The 25,499-nt window shown below is 61.0% G+C and carries 18 protein-coding genes and 2 tRNA genes; 5 read left to right on the top strand and 15 right to left on the bottom strand.

Annotated features, from left to right (window positions below; genetic code table 11):
* Positions 1 to 298 precede the first annotated feature (298 nt).
* The gene (locus PF1751_RS02600) at positions 299 to 481 is read left to right on the top strand and encodes a hypothetical protein (protein WP_010213587.1); all 183 of its coding nucleotides are present in this window, start codon (positions 299 to 301) and stop codon (positions 479 to 481) included.
* A gap of 46 nt (positions 482 to 527) precedes the next feature.
* Here the strand turns inward: PF1751_RS02600 and PF1751_RS02595 are convergent, their stop codons facing one another.
* From PF1751_RS02595 to rnr, 13 genes are all read right to left on the bottom strand, one after another.
* Entirely contained in the window at positions 528 to 1,418 is an 891-nt protein-coding gene (locus PF1751_RS02595) for a transglutaminase family protein (RefSeq protein ID WP_010213588.1), read from the bottom strand.
* On the bottom strand, positions 1,418 to 3,904 hold the full coding sequence (locus tag PF1751_RS02590; RefSeq protein ID WP_010213590.1) for a circularly permuted type 2 ATP-grasp protein: 2,487 nt from the start codon (positions 3,902 to 3,904) through the stop codon (positions 1,418 to 1,420). Before PF1751_RS02590 ends, PF1751_RS02595 begins: the two co-directional genes overlap by 1 nt.
* Before the next feature lie 157 nt (positions 3,905 to 4,061).
* On the bottom strand, positions 4,062 to 7,352 hold the full coding sequence (locus PF1751_RS02585) for a transglutaminase family protein (RefSeq protein ID WP_044286558.1): 3,291 nt from the start codon (positions 7,350 to 7,352) through the stop codon (positions 4,062 to 4,064).
* 187 nt (positions 7,353 to 7,539) lie between these two features.
* Positions 7,540 to 7,989 carry a hypothetical protein gene (locus tag PF1751_RS02580; RefSeq protein ID WP_010213594.1) on the bottom strand — a complete coding sequence of 150 codons (450 nt, stop codon included), beginning with the start codon at positions 7,987 to 7,989 and terminating at the stop codon, positions 7,540 to 7,542.
* Positions 7,986 to 8,918: an Ssp4 family T6SS effector gene (locus PF1751_RS02575; RefSeq protein WP_021493241.1), complete on the bottom strand. Its 933-nt coding sequence runs from the start codon at positions 8,916 to 8,918 to the stop codon at positions 7,986 to 7,988. The genes PF1751_RS02580 and PF1751_RS02575 overlap by 4 nt, the downstream gene beginning before the upstream one ends.
* 118 nt (positions 8,919 to 9,036) lie before the next feature.
* On the bottom strand, positions 9,037 to 11,340 hold the full coding sequence (locus PF1751_RS02570; protein ID WP_010213596.1) for a YgiQ family radical SAM protein: 2,304 nt from the start codon (positions 11,338 to 11,340) through the stop codon (positions 9,037 to 9,039).
* A gap of 96 nt (positions 11,341 to 11,436) precedes the next feature.
* A complete protein-coding gene (dnaB, locus tag PF1751_RS02565) occupies positions 11,437 to 12,834 on the bottom strand; it encodes a replicative DNA helicase (protein ID WP_010213597.1) in 1,398 nt (465 codons plus the stop codon).
* 109 nt (positions 12,835 to 12,943) lie between these two features.
* On the bottom strand, positions 12,944 to 13,390 hold the full coding sequence (gene rplI, locus PF1751_RS02560; RefSeq protein ID WP_003171376.1) for a 50S ribosomal protein L9: 447 nt from the start codon (positions 13,388 to 13,390) through the stop codon (positions 12,944 to 12,946).
* A gap of 18 nt (positions 13,391 to 13,408) precedes the next feature.
* Entirely contained in the window at positions 13,409 to 14,302 is an 894-nt protein-coding gene (locus tag PF1751_RS02555; protein WP_010213598.1) for a YybS family protein, read from the bottom strand.
* Positions 14,303 to 14,338: 36 nt separating this feature from the next.
* Entirely contained in the window at positions 14,339 to 14,569 is a 231-nt protein-coding gene (rpsR, locus tag PF1751_RS02550; protein ID WP_002551829.1) for a 30S ribosomal protein S18, read from the bottom strand.
* A 28-nt stretch (positions 14,570 to 14,597) separates the two neighbouring features.
* Positions 14,598 to 15,020 carry a 30S ribosomal protein S6 gene (gene rpsF / locus PF1751_RS02545; RefSeq protein WP_003236224.1) on the bottom strand — a complete coding sequence of 141 codons (423 nt, stop codon included), beginning with the start codon at positions 15,018 to 15,020 and terminating at the stop codon, positions 14,598 to 14,600.
* Positions 15,021 to 15,329: 309 nt separating this feature from the next.
* Positions 15,330 to 16,085, bottom strand: coding sequence for a 23S rRNA (guanosine(2251)-2'-O)-methyltransferase RlmB (gene rlmB / locus PF1751_RS02540; RefSeq protein WP_010213600.1), 756 nt, complete (start codon positions 16,083 to 16,085; stop codon positions 15,330 to 15,332).
* A complete protein-coding gene (gene rnr, locus PF1751_RS02535; RefSeq protein WP_021493243.1) occupies positions 16,082 to 18,709 on the bottom strand; it encodes a ribonuclease R in 2,628 nt (875 codons plus the stop codon). Before rnr ends, rlmB begins: the two co-directional genes overlap by 4 nt.
* Positions 18,710 to 18,934: 225 nt before the next feature.
* On the opposite strand from rnr, the gene PF1751_RS02530 reads away from it, so the two are divergent.
* From PF1751_RS02530 to PF1751_RS02515, 4 genes are all read left to right on the top strand, one after another.
* A tRNA-Leu gene (locus tag PF1751_RS02530) sits at positions 18,935 to 19,021 on the top strand.
* A 152-nt stretch (positions 19,022 to 19,173) separates the two neighbouring features.
* A tRNA-Leu gene (locus tag PF1751_RS02525) sits at positions 19,174 to 19,260 on the top strand.
* 144 nt (positions 19,261 to 19,404) lie between these two features.
* Positions 19,405 to 20,430 carry an extracellular solute-binding protein gene (locus PF1751_RS02520; RefSeq protein ID WP_044286555.1) on the top strand — a complete coding sequence of 342 codons (1,026 nt, stop codon included), beginning with the start codon at positions 19,405 to 19,407 and terminating at the stop codon, positions 20,428 to 20,430.
* Complete coding sequence (locus PF1751_RS02515; protein ID WP_044286553.1) at positions 20,430 to 22,001, top strand: ABC transporter permease; 1,572 nt, start codon at positions 20,430 to 20,432, stop codon at positions 21,999 to 22,001. Before PF1751_RS02520 ends, PF1751_RS02515 begins: the two co-directional genes overlap by 1 nt.
* Positions 22,002 to 22,094: 93 nt before the next feature.
* On the opposite strand, the gene PF1751_RS02510 is transcribed toward PF1751_RS02515, so the two are convergent.
* A complete protein-coding gene (locus PF1751_RS02510) occupies positions 22,095 to 24,029 on the bottom strand; it encodes a methyl-accepting chemotaxis protein (protein WP_044286552.1) in 1,935 nt (644 codons plus the stop codon).
* A gap of 139 nt (positions 24,030 to 24,168) precedes the next feature.
* Positions 24,169 to 25,458 (bottom strand): adenylosuccinate synthase, encoded by a 1,290-nt coding sequence (locus tag PF1751_RS02505; protein ID WP_010213605.1) that lies wholly within the window; start codon positions 25,456 to 25,458, stop codon positions 24,169 to 24,171.
* Positions 25,459 to 25,499: the final 41 nt, after the last annotated feature.

Below are 25,499 nucleotides of genomic sequence, written 5' to 3'. Positions count from 1 at the left end.
TTGCGACAAGGGTGCCTGAAGCAGGCAGGAATTCTTATGATCTGAATCAACAGATTGTATACAACTTTAGGCTATCAGCCTTATCAACACAATCTACCAGCCAAAGTACTGCTACCTGCCTATGATCGGCTCATCACCCATCGGAGTCCGAGCCATGCGCCTCGACCAACTGTTCAACGGCCTATTGGCCGCCTACGCCTGCGGTAAGTGAAGGCCAAGCGCACCCTGAAGCTGCTACCATGTCGTCCCAAGGCAGCTGCGCGCCGCCACCCTCACCTTCGACCTTAGAGGATCGCCCATGGCCAAACCTAATTACTCCTTCGCCAAACGTCAGAGAGACTTGGCCAAGGAGCAGAAGAAAGAGGAAAAACTGCAACGCAAGAAAGCCGCTGCAGAAGAAGAGGCCAATGGGCTGAACGCCGATGTTGATGGTAAAGAAACGAGCGAAGAGACCGAAACACCAAAAGATCCGGCTGAATAAATTCCTTTGTGCTGAGCCGGCCCGCCCGGCTCGACACAATCAACCGTTATTCCAGCGGCATCACCGTCACCCGCACCTCCGGGTCGTGGCTCCCTCCCCCCAGAATCACCCCTCGCAACGGCGACACATCAGAAAAATCCCGGCCCCAGGCCAGGGTGATGTGCTCCAGTGCCGGCTGCACATTGTTCGTCGGATCAAAATCCACCCAACCTGATACCGGGCAATACACCGAGACCCACGCGTGGGATGCATCGGCGCCGATCAGCCGTGGCTGGCCGGGCGGTGGCTGGGTGAGCAGATAACCGCTGATATAGCGCGCCGCCAGGCCTCGCGAGCGCAGGCAGGCAAGCATCAAGTGGGCGAAGTCCTGGCACACGCCACGGCGGCGCTCCAACACTTCGACAAGCGGCGTGGCGACTTGGGTGGCTTCGGCATCGAAGGTGAATTCGCTGAAGATCTTTTCCATCAGCGCCTGTACGCCCAGCAGCAACGGTTTACCAGCGGGGAAACAGCTCTCGGAGAATTCGACGAAGGTTTTCTTCAAGTGCACGTAGGGCGATTCGAAGCGGTAGCGACAGGCTTCAATCAGCTCATCGGACATAGCCTGGCTGCTGTAGGTCAGGCTGTCGCGGGTCTGGTCCCAGGCGGGTGATTGCTGGAAATCCAGCGCCGGCCGCGCCAGTACTTCCACGGTCAGCCCGGCGTTCACCAGCAACTCATCATGGGGCCGCTCGAATGCCAGCCGAGTGATAGGGTTACCGAACACGTCCAGCTCGTCGCGGCGCGAGGTCGGTTCCGGGCTGATATCCAGTTGCTGCGAGCTGCAGCGCTGCCAGGCGCACGGTCGTGGCCACAGGTGCGCCAGCTGCTGGGCCAGGGACACCGGGCTGTCATAGTGGTAATGGGTATCGTGGAAAATCTGGTAGCGCGCACTCATCACACCGACACCGTTTGCTGGCTGACATCATCCACATGGGCAAAGTGACGCAAGGCCAGGCGGTCCGACACTTGCCCACTCTCATCGGCCACCGCTTGCAGCAGGTCGGCCAGGCCGTCCAACGCCGCACGCACGCTGGATTCACCAAACAGCGGGTTCTCCAGGCAGCCCAGGTCGAATCGCGCCAGGCGCTCCACCAATGGGCCCAGGCCGGTTTCCCGCGGCACACCAAAGTCATCGTTGAGGCGTCGCAGGGTGCGACTCACCAGCTTGAGCTGGAACAACACCGCGTGGGGGTTCTGCTCGTCGAGCAGCAGCAAGTCGAGTACCGGGATCAACTGCGGCACCGCCAGGTAGCGGGAGCGGTAGGTGATGCTGCTGTTGCCCAACTCCAGCAACCACTCCAACCCAGCCTGATCAAATACCGCCACGCCACGCAGAAAGGCTGCCAGGCTACTGCTAAGAAATTGCAGGCGCTCGATGCGCCGGCCCATCATCAAAAAGCGCCAGCCTTCGTCACGGGTCATATCGTCCAGGGCAAACCCGGACAGCGCCGCCAGGGACATTACCAGGCGGTTGAGGAAATCCAGCAACTCGCCAAAATCCGGTGACTCGCTTTCCAGCTCCAGGGCTTCACGTTGCAGCTCCACCAAGGCCTGCCAGTTTTCCCTGGACAGCTTGCCGCGCACCTGCGATGCCGCCCACTGCAAGCGTTGCAAGTTGGCACGCAGGCTCGATGGCCAGTCATCACCGAGCAGCGCCGCCAGCAGGCGTTCGGGCAATTCGCCCTCCTCCGGCAGCAGCCGCAGGCTTTCGCCCAGCTCAACGGCCGCCTGCAAGGCCAGCGGGTCGTCGCCATCCACATAACGCGCCAGCACGATACGCAGCCAGCGCGCGCTGTCGTCACAGCGTTCGCAGTAACGGCCGAACCAGAACAGGTTTTCCACCACGCGGGAAGGTAGATAAGGATCGCGGCGCACCAGGTCATGGGCGCCAATCGCGCGCTGTGCACGCCAGTGTTCGCCACCGGCGGCGCGTTCGCCGAGCACCCAGGTGTCCTTGCTGGCGCCGCCGCGCTGCATCGACACCACTTCGGCGTCGGCTTCGGCCGCCACCCGCGTCAGGCCGCCAGGCAGCACGCGGTAACCCTCGGCACTGGCCACGGCGTACACACGCATGCCGATGGCGCGGTGTTGCAGGTGGTCGTCCACGGTGTGCCACACCGGCGCTTGGGACAGTTGCGCCAACTCTTGGGCGACATAGGCGTAAGGCCGCGCACGCATACGTTCGGCCAGGGCCTGGCGCTGTTCGTCATTGAGGTCACGGCCGAACACCGGCGCGAAACTCTGGGACGGGAATGCGGGCTTGATCAACAGCTCCGGCATTTTTTCCAGCGCTTCGGCCAGCACCGGCGCTTCACCGCACCACCAGGTGGCGATGGACGGCAGGATCAGTGCTTCACCAAACAGGAACTCGTTGATCTTCGGCAAGAAGCCCAGCAAGCCGGGGGATTCCAGCACGCCGCTGCCCAGGGCATTGGCCACCAGCACGTTGCCTTGGCGCACGGCATCCAGCAATCCAGGTACGCCGAGGGCCGAATCGGTGCGCAGCTCCAGCGGGTCGCAGAAGTCATCGTCCAGACGACGCATGATCGCGTGCACCCGGCGCAGGCCGCTGAGGGTTTTCAGGAACACCGTGCTGTCGCGCACGGTAAGGTCGCCGCCCTCCACCAACGGGTAGCCAAGCTGGCGCGCGAGGTAGAGGTGTTCGAAGTAACTTTCGTTGAACCGGCCGGGCGTGAGCAGCACGATCAGCGGCGGCTGGTCATCACCAGGCGCCTGGCGGGCAAGGGTTTCCTGCAAGGTGCGGAAGAAACCGGTGAGGTGCTGCACCTGCAGGTCACGGTAAAGATCCGGAAAGGCCCGGGACACGATGGTGCGGTTTTCCAGCGCATAACCGGCACCCGACGGCGCCTGGGTACGATCGGCAGTGACCCACCAGCGGCCATCCGGTGTGCGCGCCAGGTCCACGGCGTACAGGTGCAGGAAAGCGCCGTCCGGTGGCTGGATGCCCTGGCACGGCCACAGGAAATTGTTATGCCCGAATACCAGCTCCGCCGGCAGCAAACCTTCCTTGATCAGGCGCTGCGGGCCGTACAGGTCCGCCAACACGGCATTGAGCAGGCGCGCACGCTGGGCAATACCGGCCGACAGGTGCTGCCACTCATCAGCGGCCAACACATGGGGCAGCAAATCCAGCTCCCACGGGCGATCCGCGCCCTTGGGATCGGCGTAGACGTTGTAGGTCACGCCGTTTTCCTGGATCTGCCGGGTCAACAGCGCCTGGCGTTGGGCCAGTTGCGCGGGTGTGCTGCGTTGCAGGTGGTCCAGCAGGCGCCGCCAATGGGCACGCACCGAACCGCTGTCGTCCAGCAGTTCGTGATAAGTGCCCGCGGTCAGCGGGTAACGGTCGAGCAAGTCGGACATGGAACGCTCGGCAGAGGCAAGGGGGCTCAGATTAACTCAAATTACGGCAATCTAATGTGGGAGCGGGCTTGCTCGCGAATGCGGTGGGCCAGTCAATACATGTATCGGCTGATGGACCACATTCGCGAGCAAGCCCGCTCCCACATTTTAACTGCATTTAGTCGTTGTTATTGGGGAAACGCCGGAGATCCAGGGTCATGGGCAACTCATCGTTCACCACAACCGTCGGCACCGGAAGCTTGCCTGGTGTGTGCCCCAACCGGAAAAACCGTGCCATGCGCCGGCTCTCTGCCTCGTTGGCATTCACCGGCAAGCTGTCGTAATTGCGCCCGCCCGGATGGGCGACGTGATACTGACAGCCGCCCAGCGAACGCTGCATCCAGGTATCCAGCAGATCGAACACCAGCGGCGCGTGCACCGCGATGGTCGGCTGCAGGCAGTTGGCCGGTTGCCAGGCGCGGTAACGCACGCCAGCGACGAACTCACCGACACGCCCGGTGGCTTGCAGCGGCACCGGGATGCCGTTGCAGGTCAGCAGGTAGCGCTGCGGTGGCAGCCCGGTCAACTTGACTTGCAGGCGCTCCAGAGAGGAGTCCACATACCGCACCGTACCGCCCACCGCGCCCTCCTCGCCCAGTACGTGCCAGGGCTCCAGGGCCTGGCGCAGCTCCAGCTCGATCCCGTTGACGGCGTAGTCACCGACTTTGGGGAAACGGAACGCCAGGTGCGCGGCAAACCACTCGGCGCGCAGCGGGTAACCGGCGGCGTTGAGTTCGACGATTACGTCGGCAAAGTCTTGCTCGATGAAATGCGGCAGCAGGAAACGGTCGTGCAACTCAGTGCCCCAGCGTGCCAGCTTCGGCGGCGCGTAGGGTTCGCGCCAGAAGCGTGCCACCAAGGCGCGCAGCAGCAATTGCTGAGTCAGGCTCATGCGTGCATGGGGCGGCATTTCAAACGCGCGCAATTCCAGCAAGCCTAGGCGGCCCGTGGCGCCGTCCGGTGAGTAGAGTTTGTCGATGCAGAACTCGGCGCGGTGGGTGTTGCCGGTCACGTCGATCAGTAGGTTTCGCAGCAGGCGATCCACCAACCAGGGCGGGCATTCCTCGCCGGGCGAAGGCATTTGCGCAAAGGCGATTTCCAGCTCGTACAACGCGTCGTTGCGCGCCTCATCCACCCGTGGTGCCTGGGAGGTCGGGCCGATGAACAGACCGGAAAACAGGTAGGACAACGAAGGATGGTTATGCCAGTAGCTGATCAGGCTACGCAGCAAATCGGGTCGGCGCAGGAACGGTGAATCCTTGGGCGTCGCGCCGCCCAGCACAAAGTGGTTACCGCCGCCGGTGCCCGTATGGCGCCCGTCGATCATGAATTTTTCGGTGGTCAATCGCGTTTGCCGCGCCTCTTCGTAGAGGAATTCGGTGCGTTCCACCAATTCGTCCCAGGTGGCGGAGGGCTGCACGTTGACCTCAATCACGCCCGGGTCCGGCGTGATGCGGAAGTTGCTCAGGCGCGTATCGGCTGGCGGCTCGTAGCCTTCGAGCAATACCGGACAATGCAGTTCCTCGGCAGAGGCTTCGATGGCTGCCACCAGTTCCAGATAGTCTTCAACGCGCTCCAGGGGCGGCATGAACAGATAGAGGCGCCCTTCCCGTGCTTCGGCGCACAGGGCGGTGCGAGTCAGCCAGTCCGCGGACTCGTCCACCTTGGGCACGCGCTCATCACTCGGCGCGGGCTCACCGTGGCGTTGCAACTGCGCACTGGATGGCAGCTCCGGCTGATCCTGATTAGGATCAGTCGGATGCACAAACGGGTACTCTGCCGCCGTCACCCAAGGCTGCGAGGCCAATGGCAGGCGATATCCCAGCGGCGAATCCCCCGGCACCAGTCGGCAGTGGTTATCGCGCAGATACCAGCGCCCACTTTGCCAGCGGTCATTGGCCGCCGTGCGCGCCAGCGGCAGCACCTGGCCGATGACTTTATCCAGGCCCTGGTTGAACACCTTGCGCAGGCGCTCGCGCTCCAGGTCGTCACTCAGGCGCGGGTCCTGGGCGCTGACGTTTTGCGGCAGCGCACCCTCGCGCCACAGGTAGTAGAAATTGTCTTCGAAGGCTGGAAACACGAAACGCGCCGGCAGCTTCAGACGCTCGGCGACACTGGCCAGGAACCGCCCGGCCAGCGCACCGTCCGCGCCATAATCCTCTTGTTCATCGGCAATCAGCGCGCTGTTGTGCCAGATCGGCACACCGTCACGGCGCCAGTAGCAGTTGAGCGACCAACGCGGCAATTGCTCGCCGGGGTACCACTTGCCCTGGCCGAAGTGCACCAAACCCTTGGGCGCATAGTGCTTGCGCATGCGCTGGAACAGCTCGGCGGATAACCGGCGCTTGTCCGGGCCAAGGGCGGCAGTGTTCCATTCGGCGCCGTCGGGATCGTCGATGGAAACGAAAGTCGGTTCGCCGCCCATGGTCAGGCGTACATCGTTTTTGAGCAGGTCGCCATCGATCTGACGGCCCAAGGCCTGGATCGCCAGCCATTGCTCTTCGGTGTAGGGCTTGGTGACGCGCGGCGCTTCCCAAATCCGCTCTACCGACATCTCGTGAGTGAATTCGCACTCACACGGTTCCACCAACCCACTGATCGGTGCCGCCGAAGATGGATCGGGACTACAGGCCAATGGTATGTGGCCCTCACCAGCAAACAGCCCGGAGGTGGCGTCCAGGCCGATCCAGCCGGCGCCGGGCAGATACACTTCGCACCAGGCATGCAGGTCGGTGAAGTCCACCTCGGTACCGGACGGGCCATCGAGCGCTTTGACGTCGGCGGTCAATTGGATCAAGTAGCCGGACACAAATCGTGCGGCCAAGCCGAGGTTGCGCAACAACTGCACCAGCAGCCAGGCCGAATCGCGACAGGAGCCGGAGGCGTTCTCCAGGGTGAACTCCGGGGTTTGCACACCCGGCTCCATGCGGATCAGGTAGCCGATATCGGCCGCCAGGCGTTGATTGAGGCCCACCAGAAAGTCCACGGCAGGCAGCGGCGTGCGGTCTATTCCGGCCAGGTAGGCGGCAAACCTCGGCGTCAGCGGCAAGGTTTCCAGGTACGGCGCCAGTTCGCGCTGCTCATCGGCGGCGTAGCTGAAGGGGATGTTTTCGGCGTAGGGTTCGAGGAAAAAGTCGAACGGGTTGAATACCGCCATCTCGGCGACCAGGTCGACTTCGATGCGTAGCTCGTCGGTCTTTTCCGGAAACACCAACCGCGCAAGGTAATTGCCCTGGGGGTCTTGCTGCCAGTTGATGAAATGCTGCTCGGGCAGCACTTTCAGCGCGTAGGACAAAATCCGCGTGCGGCTATGGGCCGCCGGGCGCAAACGCACAATCTGCGGGCCGAGTTCGACCGCGCGGTCGTAGCGGTAATGCGTAACGTGGTGCAACGCGACATGAATCGACACGGCGGCCTCCTGCGAGCCAGGGCATGGGAACAAAGCGCGCAAGACTTATGCCAGAGCGGCGGTCATTGCGCTTTATCGTAAGACCCGGTGCAGTACAGCACCAAAACGGCGCCAACGTACGGGCCACGGTGCAAGAGCCGCACACATTTGTGGCGCCAGTATGAGGATGGGTGGTGAATCTACTCAATCAACGGGTTTTGCGCCTTGCGATTGCGGCTTGGCGCAGGTGGCGTATCTCGAACAGTTTTTTGCGCATTTCGCGGTGGCGTTTGCTGTTGAGCAGCAGTAACCCCAACAGCGGAAAGAGTACAGCCGAGCCATAGACCAGCATGTTGAGATCGTATTGCATCATTGGCAGTACGAACAACAGACAAACGCCCAAGTAAGCCGCCACCAGCCGCGTAGCCCAGGGATAGCCGCGGGCGATCATGACGTTGCCAAAGACCAGCACCGCCACCAGTACCAATATTGCGCCTATTGAATAGTTGGCCTTGAGCGCGGGATCAAGGCCGCGCAAATAGGTCACGCCAGCCATGGAAACCGCAGCGGAGCCGGAGAAGATCGCCATGAAAATCGTCCCCATGAATACGGGGAAATAGCGCGCGAGGAAACTGCCCATCTCGGGGAAGCCGTTCATTCCGTCAAGTCCTCGTACAGGCCAATGGCGATGGTCTCGGCAGTGCCTACGTGGCCCGTTCTATGGCTGCCCCAGATACCCAAGAGCCCGCCCAGGGCATCCTTGAGTTGGGTCAGGGTGGCATGACGGATCTCCGTGGAACTGTAGCTCTTTGTCATCTTGCCGGCGCGCTGCTGCAATTTGAGTAGCTTGGGCGTCAGGCTTGGGTCCCTGAGGCTAAGCAGTTCCCTGGTCAACTTCTTGCGTTCCTGGCGGCTCAGGCCCTTGAGCAGTTCATACCAACTCTTGCCCAATGCTGCGGCCTTGTTGGCCTTGAGCAGCCTGACGGTAGTCAACGCACCCGTGCCAATGCCCACCAAAGAGGCCGCATCGAGGATAGGTGAAACGGCGCCGTACCATTCGGCGTCGTCCATACGGTCATTGGCATCAGGATCAAGCACTTCGTTATACGTACGCGCCACACCAAACCCACATTGCGCGCTGCTGGCCAGCGCCGCCGTGATACCAATGCCAACCACGAATGCACTGGCACCGGCCGTGAACGGTACGGCGACACTGCCGCTGAACACCACAATCCAACCGATTACCGCCGCACCACAGGAAAGGCCCATATCAAACGCCTCTTTTTGAAGGCGTCCTTCCCGAGGATCGGTCTTCACTTGTTCCACAAACTGCGCAGGCGAAATGTACTTCTGCGCCTCGCGCAAAATAATGCGCTTGGGCCTGATGCTGCAGATAGGCTTGAACTCGCGCAGGGTGATCACGTTGAAATCGGCATCGATATACACGACACCCGCGCCGACAATGCCGGGGTCGGCGTCGATGGCCGCGAACAGGCGCGGCAGGTTGATCTGGCTTTCGATGCGCTGGCGCGCCATGAATTGGGAGCGGTTGGAATCCATGCCGATATTGAGCAGGGGGTTGCTCATAAGTGTTCTTCCTTGAAAGGGGTGGTGGCCGTGCGCGCCACCTTAACAAACAGCCTACCCACCGGCTAGAAAGCAAAACGCCAGCACAAGGCTGGCGTTTTGCATGTTCAGGCTGCGATCAACGCGGCACGACCGGCTTGCGCGCAGGCTTGCCGCCCTTGCCCTTGGCCGCATCGGCGCGCTCCTTGGCGGCCTGCTTGTTGCGCGCCTGGGCCGCGGCCTTGGCTTGCTCACGCTTGTCCCACGGGTTGCTGCCGTCGCTACCACGTGGCGGCAGCCCGGTGTGCTGGGTGAGGATCTTGGTGGTGGTTTCCTTGGCGACCTTATGGCTGCCGGCTGGCGTCGAGTTCTTGCGACGCGCGCTCTGGTAGCTGTCGGTAGCCGGCTGGTGCAGCGGGATCAGTTGGTCCTTGCCCGGTCCGATCAGGTCGGCGCGGCCCATGCGGGTCAACGCTTCACGCAGCATCGGCCAGCCTTTCGGATCGTGGTAACGCAGGAAGGCCTTGTGCAAGCGGCGCTGTTCCTCGCTCTTGACGATGGTCACCGCGTCACTCTTGTAGGTGACCTTGCGCAACGGGTTCTTGCCTGAGTGGTACATCGCGGTGGCGGTGGCCATCGGCGACGGGTAGAACGCCTGCACCTGGTCGGCACGGAAGCCGTTGCCCTTGAGCCACAGGGCGAGGTTCATCATGTCCTCATCGGTGGTGCCGGGGTGGGCGGCGATGAAGTAAGGAATCAGGTACTGCTCCTTGCCCGCTTCCTTGGTGTACTTCTCGAACATGCGCTTGAACTTGTCATAGCTGCCAATGCCCGGCTTCATCATCTGGTTGAGCGGACCTTCCTCGGTGTGTTCCGGGGCGATCTTGAGGTAGCCACCCACGTGGTGGGTAACCAGCTCTTTCACATATTCCGGCGACTCAACAGCCAAGTCATAGCGCAGGCCGGAGGCGATCAGGATCTTCTTCACACCCGGCAATGCACGAGCGCTGCGGTAGAGCTGGATCAACGACGAGTGATCGGTGTTCAGGTTCGGGCAGATACCCGGGAACACACACGACGGCTTGCGGCACGCGGATTCGATTTCCGGGCTCTTGCAGGCGATGCGGTACATGTTCGCGGTCGGGCCACCGAGGTCGGAGATCACGCCGGTGAAGCCTGGGACCTTGTCGCGGATCTCTTCGATCTCGCGGATGATCGACTCTTCGGAACGGTTCTGGATGATGCGACCTTCGTGCTCGGTAATGGAGCAGAAGGTGCAGCCGCCAAAGCAGCCACGCATGATGTTCACCGAGAAACGAATCATGTCGTAGGCCGGGATCTTTTCCTTGCCATACGCCGGGTGCGGAACACGTGCGTAAGGCATGCCGAACACGTAGTCCATTTCTTCGGTAGTCATCGGGATGGGCGGCGGGTTGAACCACACGTCCACTTCACCGTGCTTCTGCACCAGGGCGCGCGCGTTGCCTGGGTTGGTTTCCAGGTGCAACACGCGGTTGGCGTGGGCGTAGAGCACCGCGTCATTGCGCACTTTTTCCACCGACGGCAGGCGGATCACGGTCTTGTCGCGGGTCATGCGCGGGCTGGCCAGGATCTGTACGACCTTGGCTTCTTCCGGATCATCCTGCGGCCCCTTTTCCTGCTCGATGGCGCAGGCCTGGGTGTCCTGGGTGTTGACGTACGGGTTGATGATCTTGTCGATCTTGCCCGGACGGTCGATCCGCGTGGAGTCGACTTCGTACCAACCCACCGGCGTATCACGACGAATGAACGCGGTGCCACGCACGTCGGTGATGTCTTCGATCTTGTGACCCCACGACAGGCGCTGGGCAACTTCGACAATCGCACGCTCGGCGTTGCCGTACAGCAGGATATCGGCGGTGGCATCGATCAGGATCGAGTTGCGCACACGGTCCTGCCAGTAGTCGTAGTGAGCGATGCGGCGCAGGGAGGCTTCGATGCCGCCGAGTACGATCGGCACGTTCTTGTAGGCTTCCTTGCAACGCTGGCTGTACACCAGGCTGGCGCGGTCCGGGCGTTTGCCGGCCATGCCACCAGGGGTGTAGGCGTCGTCGGAGCGGATTTTCTTGTCGGCGGTGTAGCGGTTGATCATCGAGTCCATGTTGCCGGCCGCGACGCCGAAGAACAGGTTCGGCTCGCCGAGCTTCATGAAGTCGTCTTTGGACTGCCAGTTCGGCTGGGCAATGATCCCGACGCGGAAGCCCTGGGACTCCAGCAACCGGCCAATGATCGCCATGCCGAACGACGGATGGTCAACGTAGGCATCACCGGTGACGATGATGATGTCGCAGGAATCCCAGCCAAGCTGATCCATCTCCTCCCTGCTCATGGGCAGGAATGGCGCTGGACCGAAACATTCGGCCCAGTACTTGGGATAGTCAAATAACGGCTTGGCTGTTTGCATGACGGTGACCGGTGTTGAGATGGAAAATCGCGGGCGCGGAATATAGCACAAATTTTGACCAATTCCGACGGTAATGGTCGGAATTGAGCAGACGGGTTATTCGTCGTCGTCGAAGTTGTAGCTGCCTGGCGCGAGGTTTTCGAAGCGGGTGTACTTACCGATGAACGCCAGGCGGATAAAGCCGATGGGACCGTTCCGTTGTTTGCCGATAATGATCTCGGCAATGCCCTTGTGCTCGGTCTCGGGGTGATACACCTCGTCGCGGTACACGAACATGATCACGTCGGCGTCCTGCTCGATCGCTCCGGATTCGCGCAAGTCGGAGTTCACCGGGCGCTTGTTGGGACGTTGTTCCAGGGAACGGTTGAGCTGGGACAGCGCCACCACCGGGCAATTGAATTCCTTGGCCAAGGCTTTCAAGGACCGAGAGATCTCGGAAATCTCGTTGGTCCGGCTGTCACCGCTGGAGCCCGGGATCTGCATCAACTGCAAGTAGTCGATCATGATCAGCGCGATGTCGCCGTGTTCACGCACCAGGCGGCGGGTACGTGCACGCATTTCCGATGGGCTGATGCCCGCGGTGTCGTCGATGAACAGCTTGCGGTCATTGAGCAGGTTGACCGCTGAGGTCAGGCGCGGCCAGTCGTCGTCTTCCAGCTGGCCGGAACGCACCTTGGTCTGGTCGATACGCCCCAGGGACGAGAGCATACGCATGATCAGCGACTCACCTGGCATCTCCAGGGAGTAAACCAGGACGGTCTTGTCGCTGCGCAACACGGCGTTTTCCACCAGGTTCATCGCGAAGGTGGTCTTGCCCATGGACGGACGACCGGCGACGATGATCAAGTCGGACGGCTGCAGGCCGCTGGTCTTCTCGTCGAGGTCGGTGTAGCCGGTGGAAATACCGGTGATGGCCGCGTCAGTGTTGAACAGCGTGTCGATACGGTCGATGGCCTTGGTCAACAGCTCGTTGACGCCCACCGGGCCGCCGGTTTTCGGGCGGGCCTCGGCGATCTGGAAGATCTGGCGCTCGGCCTCGTCAAGGATCTCTTCGGCGGTGCGCCCTTCCGGGTTGAAGGCGCTGTCGGCAATCTCGGTGCTGATGCCGATCAGTTGGCGCAACGTGGCCCGCTGGCGAACGATCTGGGCGTAGGCCTTGATGTTGGCGACGGACGGCGTATTTTTCGCCAGCTCACCGAGGTAGCCGAGGCCGCCGACCTGGGAGGTCTGGCCTTCCTTGTCCAGTTGCTCGGCCAAGGTCACCACATCGATAGGTGAGTTCTGGTCGGCCAGCTTGGCGATGGCGCGGAAAATCAGGCGGTGGTCATGGCGATAGAAGTCACCGTCCGAGACTTGATCCAGCACGCGTTCCCAGGCGTTGTTGTCCAGCATCAAACCACCGAGCACAGCCTGTTCGGCCTCGATGGAATGCGGCGGCACCTTCAGGGCAGCGGTTTGCAGATCGTATTGCTCAGGAGCTGAAATATCGTTCATGGCCACTTGGAATTAGGGGTGTGTAGAAAAACAAAAGGCACGACCTGTAAACAGGATCGTGCCCGATGTTAACCGCCTGACACCGGGGGTGCCAGTCAGTTAGCTTGCTTTAAGCTGCTACCACGACAACGCGTACGGTGGCTTCAACTTCGGCGTGCAGGTGCACGGCTACGTCGAATTCGCCTACGTTGCGGATGGTGCCGTTCGGCAGACGAACTTCGCTCTTCTGCACTTCAACGCCGGAGGCGGTCAGTGCATCAGCGATGTCGTGGGTGCCGATCGAACCGAACAGCTTGCCTTCGTCACCGGCGGTGGCAGTGATAGTCACTTCCAGCTCAGCCAGTTGGGCAGCGCGAGTTTCGGCCGAAGCTTTTTTGTCTGCTGCTGCTTTTTCCAGCTCAGCACGACGCTCTTCAAACGCAGCCAGGTTGGCAGCGGTTGCAGCGGTGGCTTTGCCGTATGGCAGCAGGTAGTTACGACCGTAACCGGCCTTAACGTTCACTTTGTCGCCCAGGTTGCCCAGGTTGGCGACTTTTTCCAGAAGGATCAGTTGCATGTGAAAATCCTCTAACTTTTAACCTTCACCGTTCGCGTTATCGGCGTCTTTCGGCGCCAGACGACCGCGAAAATCAATCAGGCCGTCGACAATGGCCAAAACCACGAGTAACGGATAGATCAGTTGCATGAACACCAGCATCGTTACGTACATCCCCACCAGCCAGAACTTGGCCAGGCGCTTCTGCGCGACCAGCCCATGCATCAGGGCCAGTCCGGAAAACACCAGCGGTACGCTGCAAAACAGCACCAGCAAGGCGGCGTGTGAACCGAAGTACGGTCCGACCACCATGAGTGCCAGCAGCAACATCGCCGGGCCCACGGGGATTCTGATACTGCGAAACTCGCGACCAAAACCACCCGGGTTGTACAACAACGCCTGCCAATAACGCCCAAGCATCAGGCTCAGCAAACTGACGATCTGCATCATTACCGCCATCAGGCCGATCAGGGCCGGTGCAATCAGCGTTGCCAGTCGCGCTCGCTCTTCTACCGACAGCTGCTGGTAGAGTTCCCCGAGGGCCATCGGCAGGATCTTGACGATCTCTTGCGACAGCGCCTCGATCTGCGGGCGGAAAGCCGCGTCAATCAACACCGAAAACACCAACCCCAGTGCCACGCTGACCAGCAGCGTGCGGACCCAGGACTCACTTGCGCGCAAAACCAACGCAAGGCTCGACGACCCCAGCAGCACCAGAAGCACTTTGGGTTCGCCCAGTTGCAGCCACCAGATCAAGGCAGCCACGACTCCCAGGGCCAGGACGCCAATGGCATCCTGCAAACCGCGCCGCAGGAGCACAAGGCATCCAGCGGCAGCACCCAACCAATACAACAACGGCAATGCTGCACATCCAGCCACTACCAGAGTGGCCTGCACACGACCGCGCATGATGAACTCAGCTAAGGCGCGCATGCATTCAATCCCTTACTACTTGTCGACTGCCCGGTCTCAGCGGCCGTGGCTGTCGGTGTAGGCCAGCAGGGCCAGGAAGCGGGCGCGCTTGATAGCGGTGGCCAGCTGACGCTGATAACGTGCTTTGGTACCGGTGATACGGCTTGGAACGATTTTGCCGGTCTCGGATACGTAGGCTTTCAGAGTGTTGAGATCTTTGTAATCGATCTCTTTCACGTCTTCAGCGGTGAAGCGGCAGAATTTACGACGACGGAAGAAACGTGCCATTTGATAGGCTCCTTAAAAGGTCCGTGGATTACTCGTCAGCGTTATCGCTGTTGTCGCTGTCATCACTATCAGCGCTATCAGCGCCTTCGTGCTCAGGACGGTCGCGACGCTCACGGCGCTCACTGCGGTTTTCTTCAGCCTTGAGCATCTCGGATTGGCCGGTAACGGCTTCTTCGCGACGGATGACCAGGTTACGGATCACAGCATCGTTGTAGCGGAAGTTGTCTTCCAGCTCGGCCAGGGCCTTGCCAGTGCACTCAACGTTCAGCATCACGTAGTGAGCCTTGTGAACATTGTTGATTGCATAGGCCAGTTGACGACGGCCCCAATCTTCCAGACGGTGGATTTTGCCGCCGTCTTCTTCGATCAGCTTGGTGTAACGCTCAACCATGCCGCCGACTTGCTCGCTTTGATCCGGGTGGACCAAAAAGATGATTTCGTAATGACGCATGAATGCTCCTTACGGGTTGTAGCCTGCCGCTCAAAAACGGTCAGACAAGGAGTGAATGACACTTATGGATCTTGCCACGGGGAGGCACATCGGTGCCCGCCTGGAAGGCAAGGGGCGCAATTGTAGAGAAGGGGGAGAAGCGGCGCAAGGTGATTGGTGATTATTTGAACAATGGTTACTGACACCGGAAACCAATGTGGGAGGGAGCTTGCTCCCGATAGCAGTGTGTCAGCCAAACATCAGCTGACTGATACACCGCAATCGGGAGCAAGCTCCCTCCCACATTTTGGTTCTGTGCCAGGCTCGGGATTACTTCTTGGCCTTGGCCTTGGCGCCACGCTGGCGCTGGGCTTCGAACAGGCACACGCCGGTGGCGACCGACACGTTGAGGCTGCTGACGCTACCGGCCATCGGCAGATGCACCAGGTAATCGCAATGCTCGCGAGTGAGGCGGCGCATGCCCTTGCCTTCAGCCCCCATGATCAGGATGGTCGGGCCGGTGAGGTCCTGGTCATAAATACTGACCTCAGCCTCTCCGGCCGTGCCCACGACCCACAGGCCGCGCTGCTGGAGCTTCTCCAGCGTGCGCGCCAGGTTGGTCACAGCCACCAACGGAATCACTTCCGCCGCGCCGCATGCGACCTTACGCACGACGGGTGTCAGGGTCGCCGACTTGTCTTTAGGCACGATCACCGCCAGCGCACCGGCAGCGTCCGCCGAACGCAGGCAGGCGCCGAGATTGTGCGGATCGGTCACGCCGTCCAGCACCAGCAGCAATGGCGCACCTTCGGTACGGTCGAGCAGCTCGTCGAGCATCGCCTCGCCCCAGACCTGGCTCGGACTGACATCCGCCACCACGCCCTGGTGGACGCCCTCGACCCATACGTCCATTTCGCGACGCTCGGCCTGGCCGATGGCAACCTTGTTTTGGGTCGCCAGCTCGACCAACGCTTGCACGCGCGGCTCGCTGCGGCCTTCTGCCAACCACACTTGCTTGACGCGTTTAGGGTGGTGACGCAGCAGTGCTTCTACGGCGTGGACGCCGTAGATTTTTTCCAGACTCATGACTTGGCCTTAGGTTTGCGCGACCCGCCGCTTTTCGCGGGAGCCGAACCCGCTTTGGGCGGGCCTTTACGGTGTTTACTAGGCTTGCTCGACGGATTTTCCGCCCCGCGGGACTTTCCCCCAGACGCCGCTTTACCACCGCTTTTGGCTTCGTTGAGCAACTGCTGCTTCAACTCGCGGCTCTTGCGCAGCTCGGCGTTTTTCGCCGCAGCGTCGCTTGGGCGGTAGGCTTCGGGGGCCTTTTCCTTGGTCGACGAGCGACGACCGGCCTTGGCTGGCGCAGGCTCGGCGGCCGTTGCCTTAGCGGGCGCAGCCTTGCCTTTACTGGCCGGTTCGCTGCCACGCTTTTTACGGCTGCCAGGCGATTCGGCTGGCTTGTCAGACATGCCGAAGTCGATCTTGCGTTCGTCGAGGTCGACACGCATGACCTGCACTTCCACGGTATCGCCAAGGCGGAAGCTACGGCCGGTGCGCTCGCCCGCCAGGCGGTGATGCACAGGGTCAAAGTGGTAGTAGTCACCCGGCAAGGCGGTAACATGCACCAGGCCTTCGACGTAGATGTCGGTCAGCTCGACAAACAAGCCAAAGCCGGTCACGGCCGTGATCACGCCAGGGAAGGTCTCGCCCACACGATCTTTCATGAACTCGCACTTGAGCCAGTTCACCACGTCGCGGGTGGCCTCGTCGGCACGGCGCTCGCTCATGGAGCACTGCTCGCCCAACTGTTCCAGGGCCGCTTCGTCGTACGGATAGATCCGTGCCTTCGGAATGGTCATCGCACCGGCGCGCTTGACGTGCGGCGTGTTCTGCTTGGAGTGGATCACGCTGCGGATCGCGCGGTGCGTGAGCAGGTCCGGGTAACGACGAATCGGCGAGGTAAAGTGGGTGTACGCCTCGTAATTCAGGCCGAAGTGGCCCTGATTGTCGGCGCTGTACACCGCCTGGCTCAGGGAGCGCAGCATGACGGTCTGGATCACGTGGTAATCCGGACGGTCCTTGATGCTGGCGAGCAGAGCCTGGTAGTCCTTCGGCGTCGGGCCGTCCTTGCCTTTGTGCAGGGACAGGCCGAGCTCGCCGAGGAAGGCGCGCAGTTTTTCCAGACGCTCAGGCGGCGGACCGTCGTGCACACGGTACAACGCAGGAATCTCATGCTTCTTCAGGAATTCAGCCGTGGCCACGTTGGCCGCCAGCATGCACTCCTCGATCAGCTTGTGCGCATCGTTACGCGTGGTCGGGGTGATCGCGGCAATCTTGCGCTCGGAACCGAAGACAATCCGGGTTTCCTGGGTTTCAAAATCGATCGCGCCACGGGTATGACGTGCGCCCAGCAACACCTTGTACAGCGAGTAAAGCTGCTTGAGGTGCGGCACCACATCAGCGTACTCGCTGCGCAGAGCCTTGGCTTCGCTGGTCTTCGGCGTTTCCAGGATGGTGCTGACCTTGTTGTAGGTCAGACGCGCCTGGGAGTGGATCACCGCTTCGTAGAACTGGTAGTCGGTCATTTCGCCGGTTTTCGAGATGGTCATCTCGCACACCATGGCCAAACGGTCGACTTTCGGGTTCAGGGAGCACAGGCCGTTGGACAGCTGCTCAGGCAGCATCGGGATCACGCGCTCAGGGAAGTACACGGAGTTGCCGCGTACCTGGGCTTCGTTATCCAGGGCCGAACCGATCTTCACGTAGCTGGACACGTCGGCAATCGCGACGAACAACTTCCAGCCCCCGGAGAACAGGCGCAGCTTGCCGGGCTTGGCCTCGCAGTAGACCGCATCGTCGAAGTCGCGGGCGTCTTCGCCGTCGATGGTGACAAACGGCAGATGGCGCAGGTCGATGCGTTTTTCTTTGTCTTTCTCTTCCACTTCTGGCTTGAGCTTGCCGGCTTCTTTCAGCACAGCCTCGGGCCAGACGTGAGGAATATCGTAGGTGCGCAGCGCAACGTCGATTTCCATGCCCGGCGCCATGTAGTTGCCGACCACTTCAACGATGTCGCCCTGTGGCTGGAAGCGCGCCGTTGGCCAGTGGGTGATCTTCACCTCAACGAACTGGCCGACCTTGGCGGCGCCATTACGGCCCGGCGTGATCAGCACTTCCTGCTGGACCTTCGGGTTATCCGGCACCACAAAGCCGATGCCGCCTTCCTCGAAGTAACGGCCAACGATGGACTCGTGGGCGCGGGATACCACTTCGACAATGACGCCTTCACGGCGACCGCGACGGTCCAGGCCGGAAACCCGCGCCAGGGCACGGTCACCATCGAACACCAGGCGCATTTGCGCCGGGCTCATGAACAGGTCGTCGCTGCCGTCATCCGGAATCAGGAAACCGAAGCCGTCACGATGGCCGGCAATGCGCCCCAGGATCAGGTCGAGCTTATCCACAGGCGCGTAAGTGCCACGGCGGGTATAGATCAGTTGAGCATCGCGCTCCATGGCACGCAAACGGCGGCGCAGGGCTTCGAGCTGGTCTTCGGTGGTCAGACCGAATTCTTCAACCAACTGCTCGCGGCTAGCAGGCGAACCCCGATCGGCGAGATGCGCCAGGATCAGTTCGCGGCTAGGAATAGGGTTTTCATATTTTTCCGCTTCACGAGCGGCCTCGGGATCGAGGGACTGCCAATCGGCCATTAGAGAGTTTTCACCTTGTCTATATGCGGGTTAGTTTGGCATACGCGTATTGAAACGGGAAATTTCAGACGCCAACAAGCCTTTAAAAGCCCTTTGCAGCCCCCGACGAGCAGCTTGCACGACCATTGGCGAAATTTTCCAGGATTTTTTCGTGGCGGGGGTTTACAGCTTAATGACCCCTCCGTATAGTGCGCGCCATCGACGACGGCAACGTTGTTGGATAATGCCCAGGTGGTGAAATTGGTAGACACGCCAGCTTCAGGTGCTGGTGATCGCAAGGTCGTGGAAGTTCGAGTCTTCTCCTGGGCACCAAATTCAGATTAAACCCGCGAAAGCGGGTTTTTTCGTTTCAGGCCTTTGATTTTTAACGGAAAACTTGATTTATTTTTTCGAATCAGGGGTTTACAGATCAAAAAGGCCTCCGTATAGTTCGTTCCATCAACAGCGCAAGCGTTGCTGATAATGCCCAGGTGGTGAAATTGGTAGACACGCCAGCTTCAGGTGCTGGTGATCGCAAGGTCGTGGAAGTTCGAGTCTTCTCCTGGGCACCAAATTCAGATCAAACCCGCGAAAGCGGGTTTTTTCGTTTCCGGGCCTGAAAAACTTCCCCAGCGATTTGCCCCTCGCCCGCACCTGAGAAGCTTTATCGTTTATCCTTGCAATGATTTGTTGCACATAAGCGAGGAAAACTTCGGATGACCATCCGCGATACCCGTCTCAAGACATCTCTTCTGCGTGGCCTGACCCTCACTCTGCTCGGCCTGACCCTGCTCTCGCCCACCGCTTATTCCGCCGACAAGGTTTCCCTGACCTTGTACAACGGCCAGCACAAAGAAGTCGGCGATGAACTCGCCAAAGCCTTCAAGGCCAAGACCGGCATTCATGTCAACGTACGCAAGGGCAGCAGTAATCAGCTCGCCAGCCAGGTCGTTGAAGAAGGCGACCGCTCGCCTGCCGACGTGATCTACACCGAAGAATCGCCACCGCTGAACAAACTCGGCGAACAAGGCCTGCTGGCGAAAATCGACGCCAGCACCCTCGATGTATTACCCAAGGACTATGTCGGCGCCAATGGCGACTGGATGGGCGTGACCGCGCGCACTCGCGTTGTGGCCTTCAACCCGAAACTGATCGCTGAAAAAGACCTGCCGAAATCGGTCCTGGATTTCGCCGGCCCCGAATGGCAAGGCAAGGTCGGCTTCGTGCCCACCAGCGGCGCTTTCCAGGAACAGGCCGTGGCGATTATCAAGCTGCACGGTCGTGAAGCCGCCGAAGAATGGCTGACCGGCCTGCGCGCCTTCGGCAAGGTGTACAGCAACAACATGGTCGCCCTCAAAGCTGTTGAAAATGGCGAAGTGGCTACCGTGCTGGTGAACAACTACTACTGGTTCGCCCTGAAAAAAGAAAAAACCAACCTGGATTCCCAACTGCATTACTTCACCAATGGCGATGCTGGTGGCTTGATCACTGTGTCTTCGGCGGCGGCGCTGAAGTCCAGCAAGCATCCCAAGGAAGCCCAGCAACTGCTGGCATTCATGGCCAGCGAAGAAGGCCAGCGCGTGATCACCAACACCTCGGCCGAGTACCCTCTGCGCAAAGGCATGGAATCCAACCGCGGCCTCAAGCCTTTCAGCGAGCTGCAACCGCCGAAAGTCACCCCTGCCGACCTGGGCAACGCCGAAGAAGCCCTGGACCTGGAACGTGACGTTGGCTTGAACTGATGAACCCATCGCTACCCGCCCCCGCCCCCGCCCTGCGCGGGGGTTTCAGCCCAAGGCCCAAGCGACCGTCGATCTGGCTGTTGTTGCCGGTGCTGTTTTTGGTCGGCTTGAGCCTGCTGCCGCTGGCCTATGTCGGGCTCAAAGCCTGGCAGGCCGGCTGGGCGGAAGCGGTACACCTGCTATGGCGGCCGTATGTGTTCGGGTTGCTGCGCAACACCTTGGCGTTGATGGTCGGGGTGACGGTCACGTGCGCCGTAATCGGCCTGTCCCTGGCCTGGCTGCTGGAGCGTAGCAACCTGCCAGGGCGACGCATCTGGGGCGTGATCCTGTGCCTGCCATTCGCGGTACCGGCGTTTGTCAGCAGCTTCACCTGGGTGTCGCTGAGCGCGAGTTTCGAAGGGCTCGGCGGCGCCATCCTGGTGATGAGCCTGTCGAAATATCCGCTGGTTTTTCTGCCGGTGGCAGCGACCCTGCGCAATCTTGACCCCTCCCTGGAGGAGTCGGCCCGCACCCTGGGGCTGAATCGCTGGGGCGTGTTCTTTCGCATCACATTGCCGCTGCTGTGGCCGTCGCTACTGGCCGGGGCATTATTGATTGCACTGCATATGCTGGTGGAGTTCGGCGCGCTGTCGATCATCGGCTTGCAAACTTTTACCACCGCGATCTACCAGCAGTTCGAACTGGAATTCAGCAATGCCAACGCCGCGATGCTCTCGGCGGTGCTGTTGGTGATGTGCCTGACGCTGCTATGGCTGGAATTGCGGGTCCGCGGCAAGGGCCGGCATGTGCGTATCGGTCAGGGCGCGGCGCGGCATGCGGAGCAGGTTCGACTGGGTCAGTGGGCACCCTTGGGCCAGGTGTATTGCCTGGCGTTGGCGATCATCGGCAGCGGGATTCCGCTGGGGATGCTCGGTTACTGGTTGGCAGTAGGATCTTCCGCAGCATTCCCGGTGGCGGAGATCGGCGAGGCGTTGCTGTCCTCATTGGCGCTGTCCCTGGCAGGCGCCGCGCTGTGCCTGGTATTGGCCGTACCGGTCGGGTTGCTGGTGGTGCGCTACAAGGGCCGGCTGGCGATCTGGGCCGAACGCCTACCGTACCTCCTGCACGCCCTGCCAGGCCTGGTGATTGCACTGACCCTGGTGTATTTCGCCCTGCACTATGTGCCGGCGCTGTACCAGACCTCCGCGCTGTTGCTGATTGCTTATGCGCTGCTGTTCTTGCCGCTGGCCCAGGCGCCGATTCGCACAGCGCTGAACAAGGCTGCGCCGCAGCTTGAAGACGCTGCGCGCACGCTGGGCGCCTCGTCGTTCAGTGCATTTTGCCGGGTGACCTTGCCGATTATCTTCCCGGCGCTCGGCGCAGCATTTGCACTGGTATTCCTGGATGCAATGAAAGAACTGACGGCGACGCTGCTGCTCAGTCCGACCGGGCTCAATACCCTGGCGACGGCGGTGTGGGCGCACACCTCGAATGTGGAATTCGCGGCGGCGGCGCCCTATGCAGCACTGTTGATCCTGGTGTCTGGGTTGCCGGTGTATGTGCTCACGACACGGATATACCTGAGCCGCTGAGACCGCTATCGCGGGCAAGCCCGACTCCCACCTTTGGAATGCATTCCAAGGCGGGAGCTGGACTTGCCCGCGATGACGCCGTAACAGGCGACGCTAGGCCCGGAATTGCCCCAGGCTCGCCTTCAACTGCGCTGCCAATCCATCCAGCACCTTGCCACTGGCGGTGGTCTCCTGCACCGCCTGGGCGGCACGTTCGGCCTGGGCATGGATGACCTCGACCCGACCACGCACCGCATGGGCACCCTGGGCCTGGTGCTCTGCCGCACGCGTCGCCAAGCCTATCGCGGCATGCACCTGCTCCACCGAAGCCTGCACCGTCTGCTGCAGGCGCACGCTGTCGCGCAGTACCAGCAAACCTTCACTGGCCTGGCGCCCAGCCTTGCCGATGGTGTCCACCGCCTCCCGCGCGCCCTGCTGCAACGCCACAATATGCGCCTGGATATCGCCCGTGGAGCTTTGTGTCTTGCTCGCCAACGCCCGCACTTCGTCCGCCACCACGGCAAAGCCGCGTCCGGTTTCACCGGCACGCGCCGCTTCGATTGCCGCATTGAGCGCCAGCAGGTTGGTTTGCTCGGCGATACCATGAATCACGGTCAACACCACCTCGATCTGCTCGCTTTGCTGGGCCAGCCGCTCGATCACCTGGGACCCCGCCTGTACCTGGCCCGCCAACGCTTCGATCAGGCTGCCGACCTCGGCTGAAGTGCGCGAGTTCTCATCGGTCGCCTGGCGAATATCCACGACCTGCTGCAACGCCGCCTGCATCGCATGGCTTTCGGCCTGTGCCTCGTCGGCCATCTGCGACAGTGCGCGCAAGCTCTCGGCCACTTCATCGCGCTGCAAGCCGGCCGCTGCATCAGCACCGGCATTGCGCAAGGTCATGGCACCGATTTCCACACCCGTACGCTGGGCCACATCCCCGGCTTCGCGCACGATGGGCTGCAACTTATCCACAAAGCGATTGACCGCCGAGGCCATGTCGCCGATTTCGTCCTTGCTGCTGATTTGCACGCGCTTGGTGAGGTCGCCCTCGCCCGCAGCCAAGTCATCCATGGCCGCGATCAGCAACTTCAGGCGATTGACTACCCGGCGCCCCAGCACGATGGCGATCAACAGTAATACACTCAAACCGACCAGCGCGAGCCCCATGCCGATACGCCAGCGCAAGGTGCCAGCAGCGTCCTGGACGGCGCCGGTGGTATTGGCGGTCATCTGGGTTGCAGTGGCCTGTGCGGATTGCAGGCGGGCGCCCATGGCGGCAGCGCTATCAGCCGCCGCGCCCTTGAGACTGTCGCCCACCAGCTGGTCACCACTGGCGATCAGTGCGGCGAAACGCTTATCCAGCGCCACCAGGTCAGCCTCCACCGCGGCAGTGGAAACCCCCATGCGCACCTTGCCGATCTCCACGCCATTGGGGCTGATGGACGCTTCGACATAAAACACAGAAGGGTCGTCTTTCGCCGCGTTCAACACTTTATCCAAGGCGCGGTCACCCTTGCCCTTTTCCAACAACGCCTGGTTGATCGGGTTTTCACGATTGAGGTAGCGGGTCAAATGCTCACCCGCCGCGTCGTCATACACTACGAACAGCACGTTGGGATTACGCTGGGCACGCCGGGCGAACTCCGACAGCGTCGGCACGTCGCTGTCCCACATGGCACGCGGCGCCACCGAGGCCAGCAGCTGCGCCATGTCATTGGCGGAGTCCTGCAGGTCTTTTTCCAGGGTCGCACGCAGCTGCTTCTGCTCTTCCTGCAGGCGGGTTGAAAGCCCCGCGGTCAGACGCTGACGGGTACTGGTCGACAAGCTGTCCAGGCTGGATGTGACTTCTTTACCAGCCTGGGCCAGCTCAGCCGACAGTTTCTGGCTGTCGATACCCAGGCGATTGCCCAGATCAGCCTCCAGCGCCGTGACCGTGCTGCGTGTGAGAGCAACCGCCACCAGCACTTGCACCAAAAGAGCGATACCTAGGGTAACGAACACCGGCCGCAACAGACGGCTTTGTAACAATGAGAGAACGGCAGACATCGGGAATCCCTCGACCACGGGTGCCATTAATTTGATAGCACCGCGAAAGAGAGAACCGAAGCAAAGGTCGTGCCGCCCGAACGACAGAAACGACAAAGGGCTCCCCGAGGAGCCCTTTGCTTTTTACATCAACAGCTTATTAAGCGAACGGGTGACGCAGAACGATGGTTTCGTTGCGGTCCGGACCTGTCGAAATAATGTCGATCGGTGCGCCGATCAGCTCTTCAACACGCTTGATGTAGGCACGGGCGTTCGCTGGCAGTTCTTCCAGGGTTTTGGCACCCACGGTCGATTCGGTCCAGCCCGGCACTTCTTCGTACACAGGCTGCAGACCTACGTAGCTGTCAGCGTCAGTCGGGGCCACATCTTTACCTTCTGCGTCTTTGTAGCCGATGCAGATGTTGATGGTTTCCAGACCGTCGAGCACGTCCAGCTTGGTCAGGCAGATGCCCGAGATGCTGTTCACATCGATAGCGCGACGCAGGATAACCGCGTCGAACCAGCCGCAACGACGAGCACGGCCGGTGGTCGCGCCGAACTCGTGACCTTGCTTGGCCAGGTGCGCACCGACTTCGTCGAACAGCTCAGTCGGGAACGGGCCCGAACCTACGCGAGTGGTGTAAGCCTTGGTGATGCCCAGGATGTAGTCCAGGAACATCGGGCCAACACCCGAACCGGTCGCAACGCCACCCGCAGTGGTGTTGGAGCTGGTCACGTACGGGTAGGTACCGTGGTCGATGTCCAGCAGCGAACCTTGGGCACCTTCGAACATGATGTCTTTGCCAGCGCGACGCAGGTCGTGCAGCTCGGCGGTCACGTCCAGCATCAGCGGCTTGAGCAGCTCAGCGTATTCCTTGCACTCGGCCAGGGTCTTTTCGAACTCGATGGCTGGCTCTTTGTAGTACCCCACCAGCATGAAGTTGTGGTAATCCACCAGTTCACGCAGCTTGTCTTCAAAGCGCGGCATGTTGAGCAGGTCGCCCACACGCAGGCCACGACGTGCAACCTTGTCTTCGTAGGCCGGGCCGATGCCGCGACCGGTCGTACCGATCTTCAGCTCGCCACGGGCCTTTTCACGGGCCTGGTCCAGCGCAACATGGAAGGACAGGATCAGCGGGCAAGACGGGCTGATACGCAGGCGCTCACGCACCGGTACGCCTTTCTCTTCCAGCTTGGTGATCTCACGCAGCAGGGCGTCAGGTGCAACCACGACGCCGTTGCCGATCAGGCACTGCACGCCTTCGCGCAGTACACCCGACGGGATCAGGTGCAAGACGGTTTTTTCGCCATCGATGACCAGGGTGTGGCCAGCGTTGTGACCACCTTGGTAGCGCACTACGGCGGCAGCATGTTCGGTCAGCAGATCAACGATCTTGCCTTTGCCCTCATCACCCCATTGGGTGCCCAGGACTACGACATTCTTACCCATAACACTTGTCCTCATTCGCGCAAACTTGGTGCCGGCGATGG

The sequence above is a fragment of the Pseudomonas simiae genome, from assembly GCF_000934565.1.
In the GTDB taxonomy this organism is placed as follows: Bacteria; Pseudomonadota; Gammaproteobacteria; order Pseudomonadales; family Pseudomonadaceae; genus Aquipseudomonas; species Aquipseudomonas simiae.
Note: the sequence above shows the minus strand (reverse complement) of the source record. Positions and strands in the feature narration are given on the sequence as shown.

Bases quoted from the DNA above. Each gene is read 5' to 3' on its own strand.
- PF1751_RS02595 (WP_010213588.1), bottom strand. From the start codon at position 1,418: ATGAGTGCGCGCTACCAGATTTTCCACGATACCCATTACCACTATGAC.
- PF1751_RS02575 (WP_021493241.1), bottom strand. From the start codon at position 8,918: ATGAGCAACCCCCTGCTCAATATCGGCATGGATTCCAACCGCTCCCAA.
- PF1751_RS02555 (WP_010213598.1), bottom strand. From the start codon at position 14,302: ATGCGCGCCTTAGCTGAGTTCATCATGCGCGGTCGTGTGCAGGCCACT.
- dnaB (WP_010213597.1), bottom strand. From the start codon at position 12,834: ATGAACGATATTTCAGCTCCTGAGCAATACGATCTGCAAACCGCTGCC.
- PF1751_RS02520 (WP_044286555.1), top strand. From the start codon at position 19,405: ATGACCATCCGCGATACCCGTCTCAAGACATCTCTTCTGCGTGGCCTG.
- PF1751_RS02510 (WP_044286552.1), bottom strand. From the start codon at position 24,029: ATGTCTGCCGTTCTCTCATTGTTACAAAGCCGTCTGTTGCGGCCGGTG.
- PF1751_RS02580 (WP_010213594.1), bottom strand. From the start codon at position 7,989: ATGAACGGCTTCCCCGAGATGGGCAGTTTCCTCGCGCGCTATTTCCCC.
- PF1751_RS02600 (WP_010213587.1), top strand. From the start codon at position 299: ATGGCCAAACCTAATTACTCCTTCGCCAAACGTCAGAGAGACTTGGCC.
- PF1751_RS02505 (WP_010213605.1), bottom strand. From the start codon at position 25,458: ATGGGTAAGAATGTCGTAGTCCTGGGCACCCAATGGGGTGATGAGGGC.
- rlmB (WP_010213600.1), bottom strand. From the start codon at position 16,085: ATGAGTCTGGAAAAAATCTACGGCGTCCACGCCGTAGAAGCACTGCTG.
- PF1751_RS02570 (WP_010213596.1), bottom strand. From the start codon at position 11,340: ATGCAAACAGCCAAGCCGTTATTTGACTATCCCAAGTACTGGGCCGAA.
- PF1751_RS02515 (WP_044286553.1), top strand. From the start codon at position 20,430: ATGAACCCATCGCTACCCGCCCCCGCCCCCGCCCTGCGCGGGGGTTTC.
- rpsF (WP_003236224.1), bottom strand. From the start codon at position 15,020: ATGCGTCATTACGAAATCATCTTTTTGGTCCACCCGGATCAAAGCGAG.
- PF1751_RS02590 (WP_010213590.1), bottom strand. From the start codon at position 3,904: ATGTCCGACTTGCTCGACCGTTACCCGCTGACCGCGGGCACTTATCAC.
- rnr (WP_021493243.1), bottom strand. From the start codon at position 18,709: ATGGCCGATTGGCAGTCCCTCGATCCCGAGGCCGCTCGTGAAGCGGAA.
- rplI (WP_003171376.1), bottom strand. From the start codon at position 13,390: ATGCAACTGATCCTTCTGGAAAAAGTCGCCAACCTGGGCAACCTGGGC.
- rpsR (WP_002551829.1), bottom strand. From the start codon at position 14,569: ATGGCACGTTTCTTCCGTCGTCGTAAATTCTGCCGCTTCACCGCTGAA.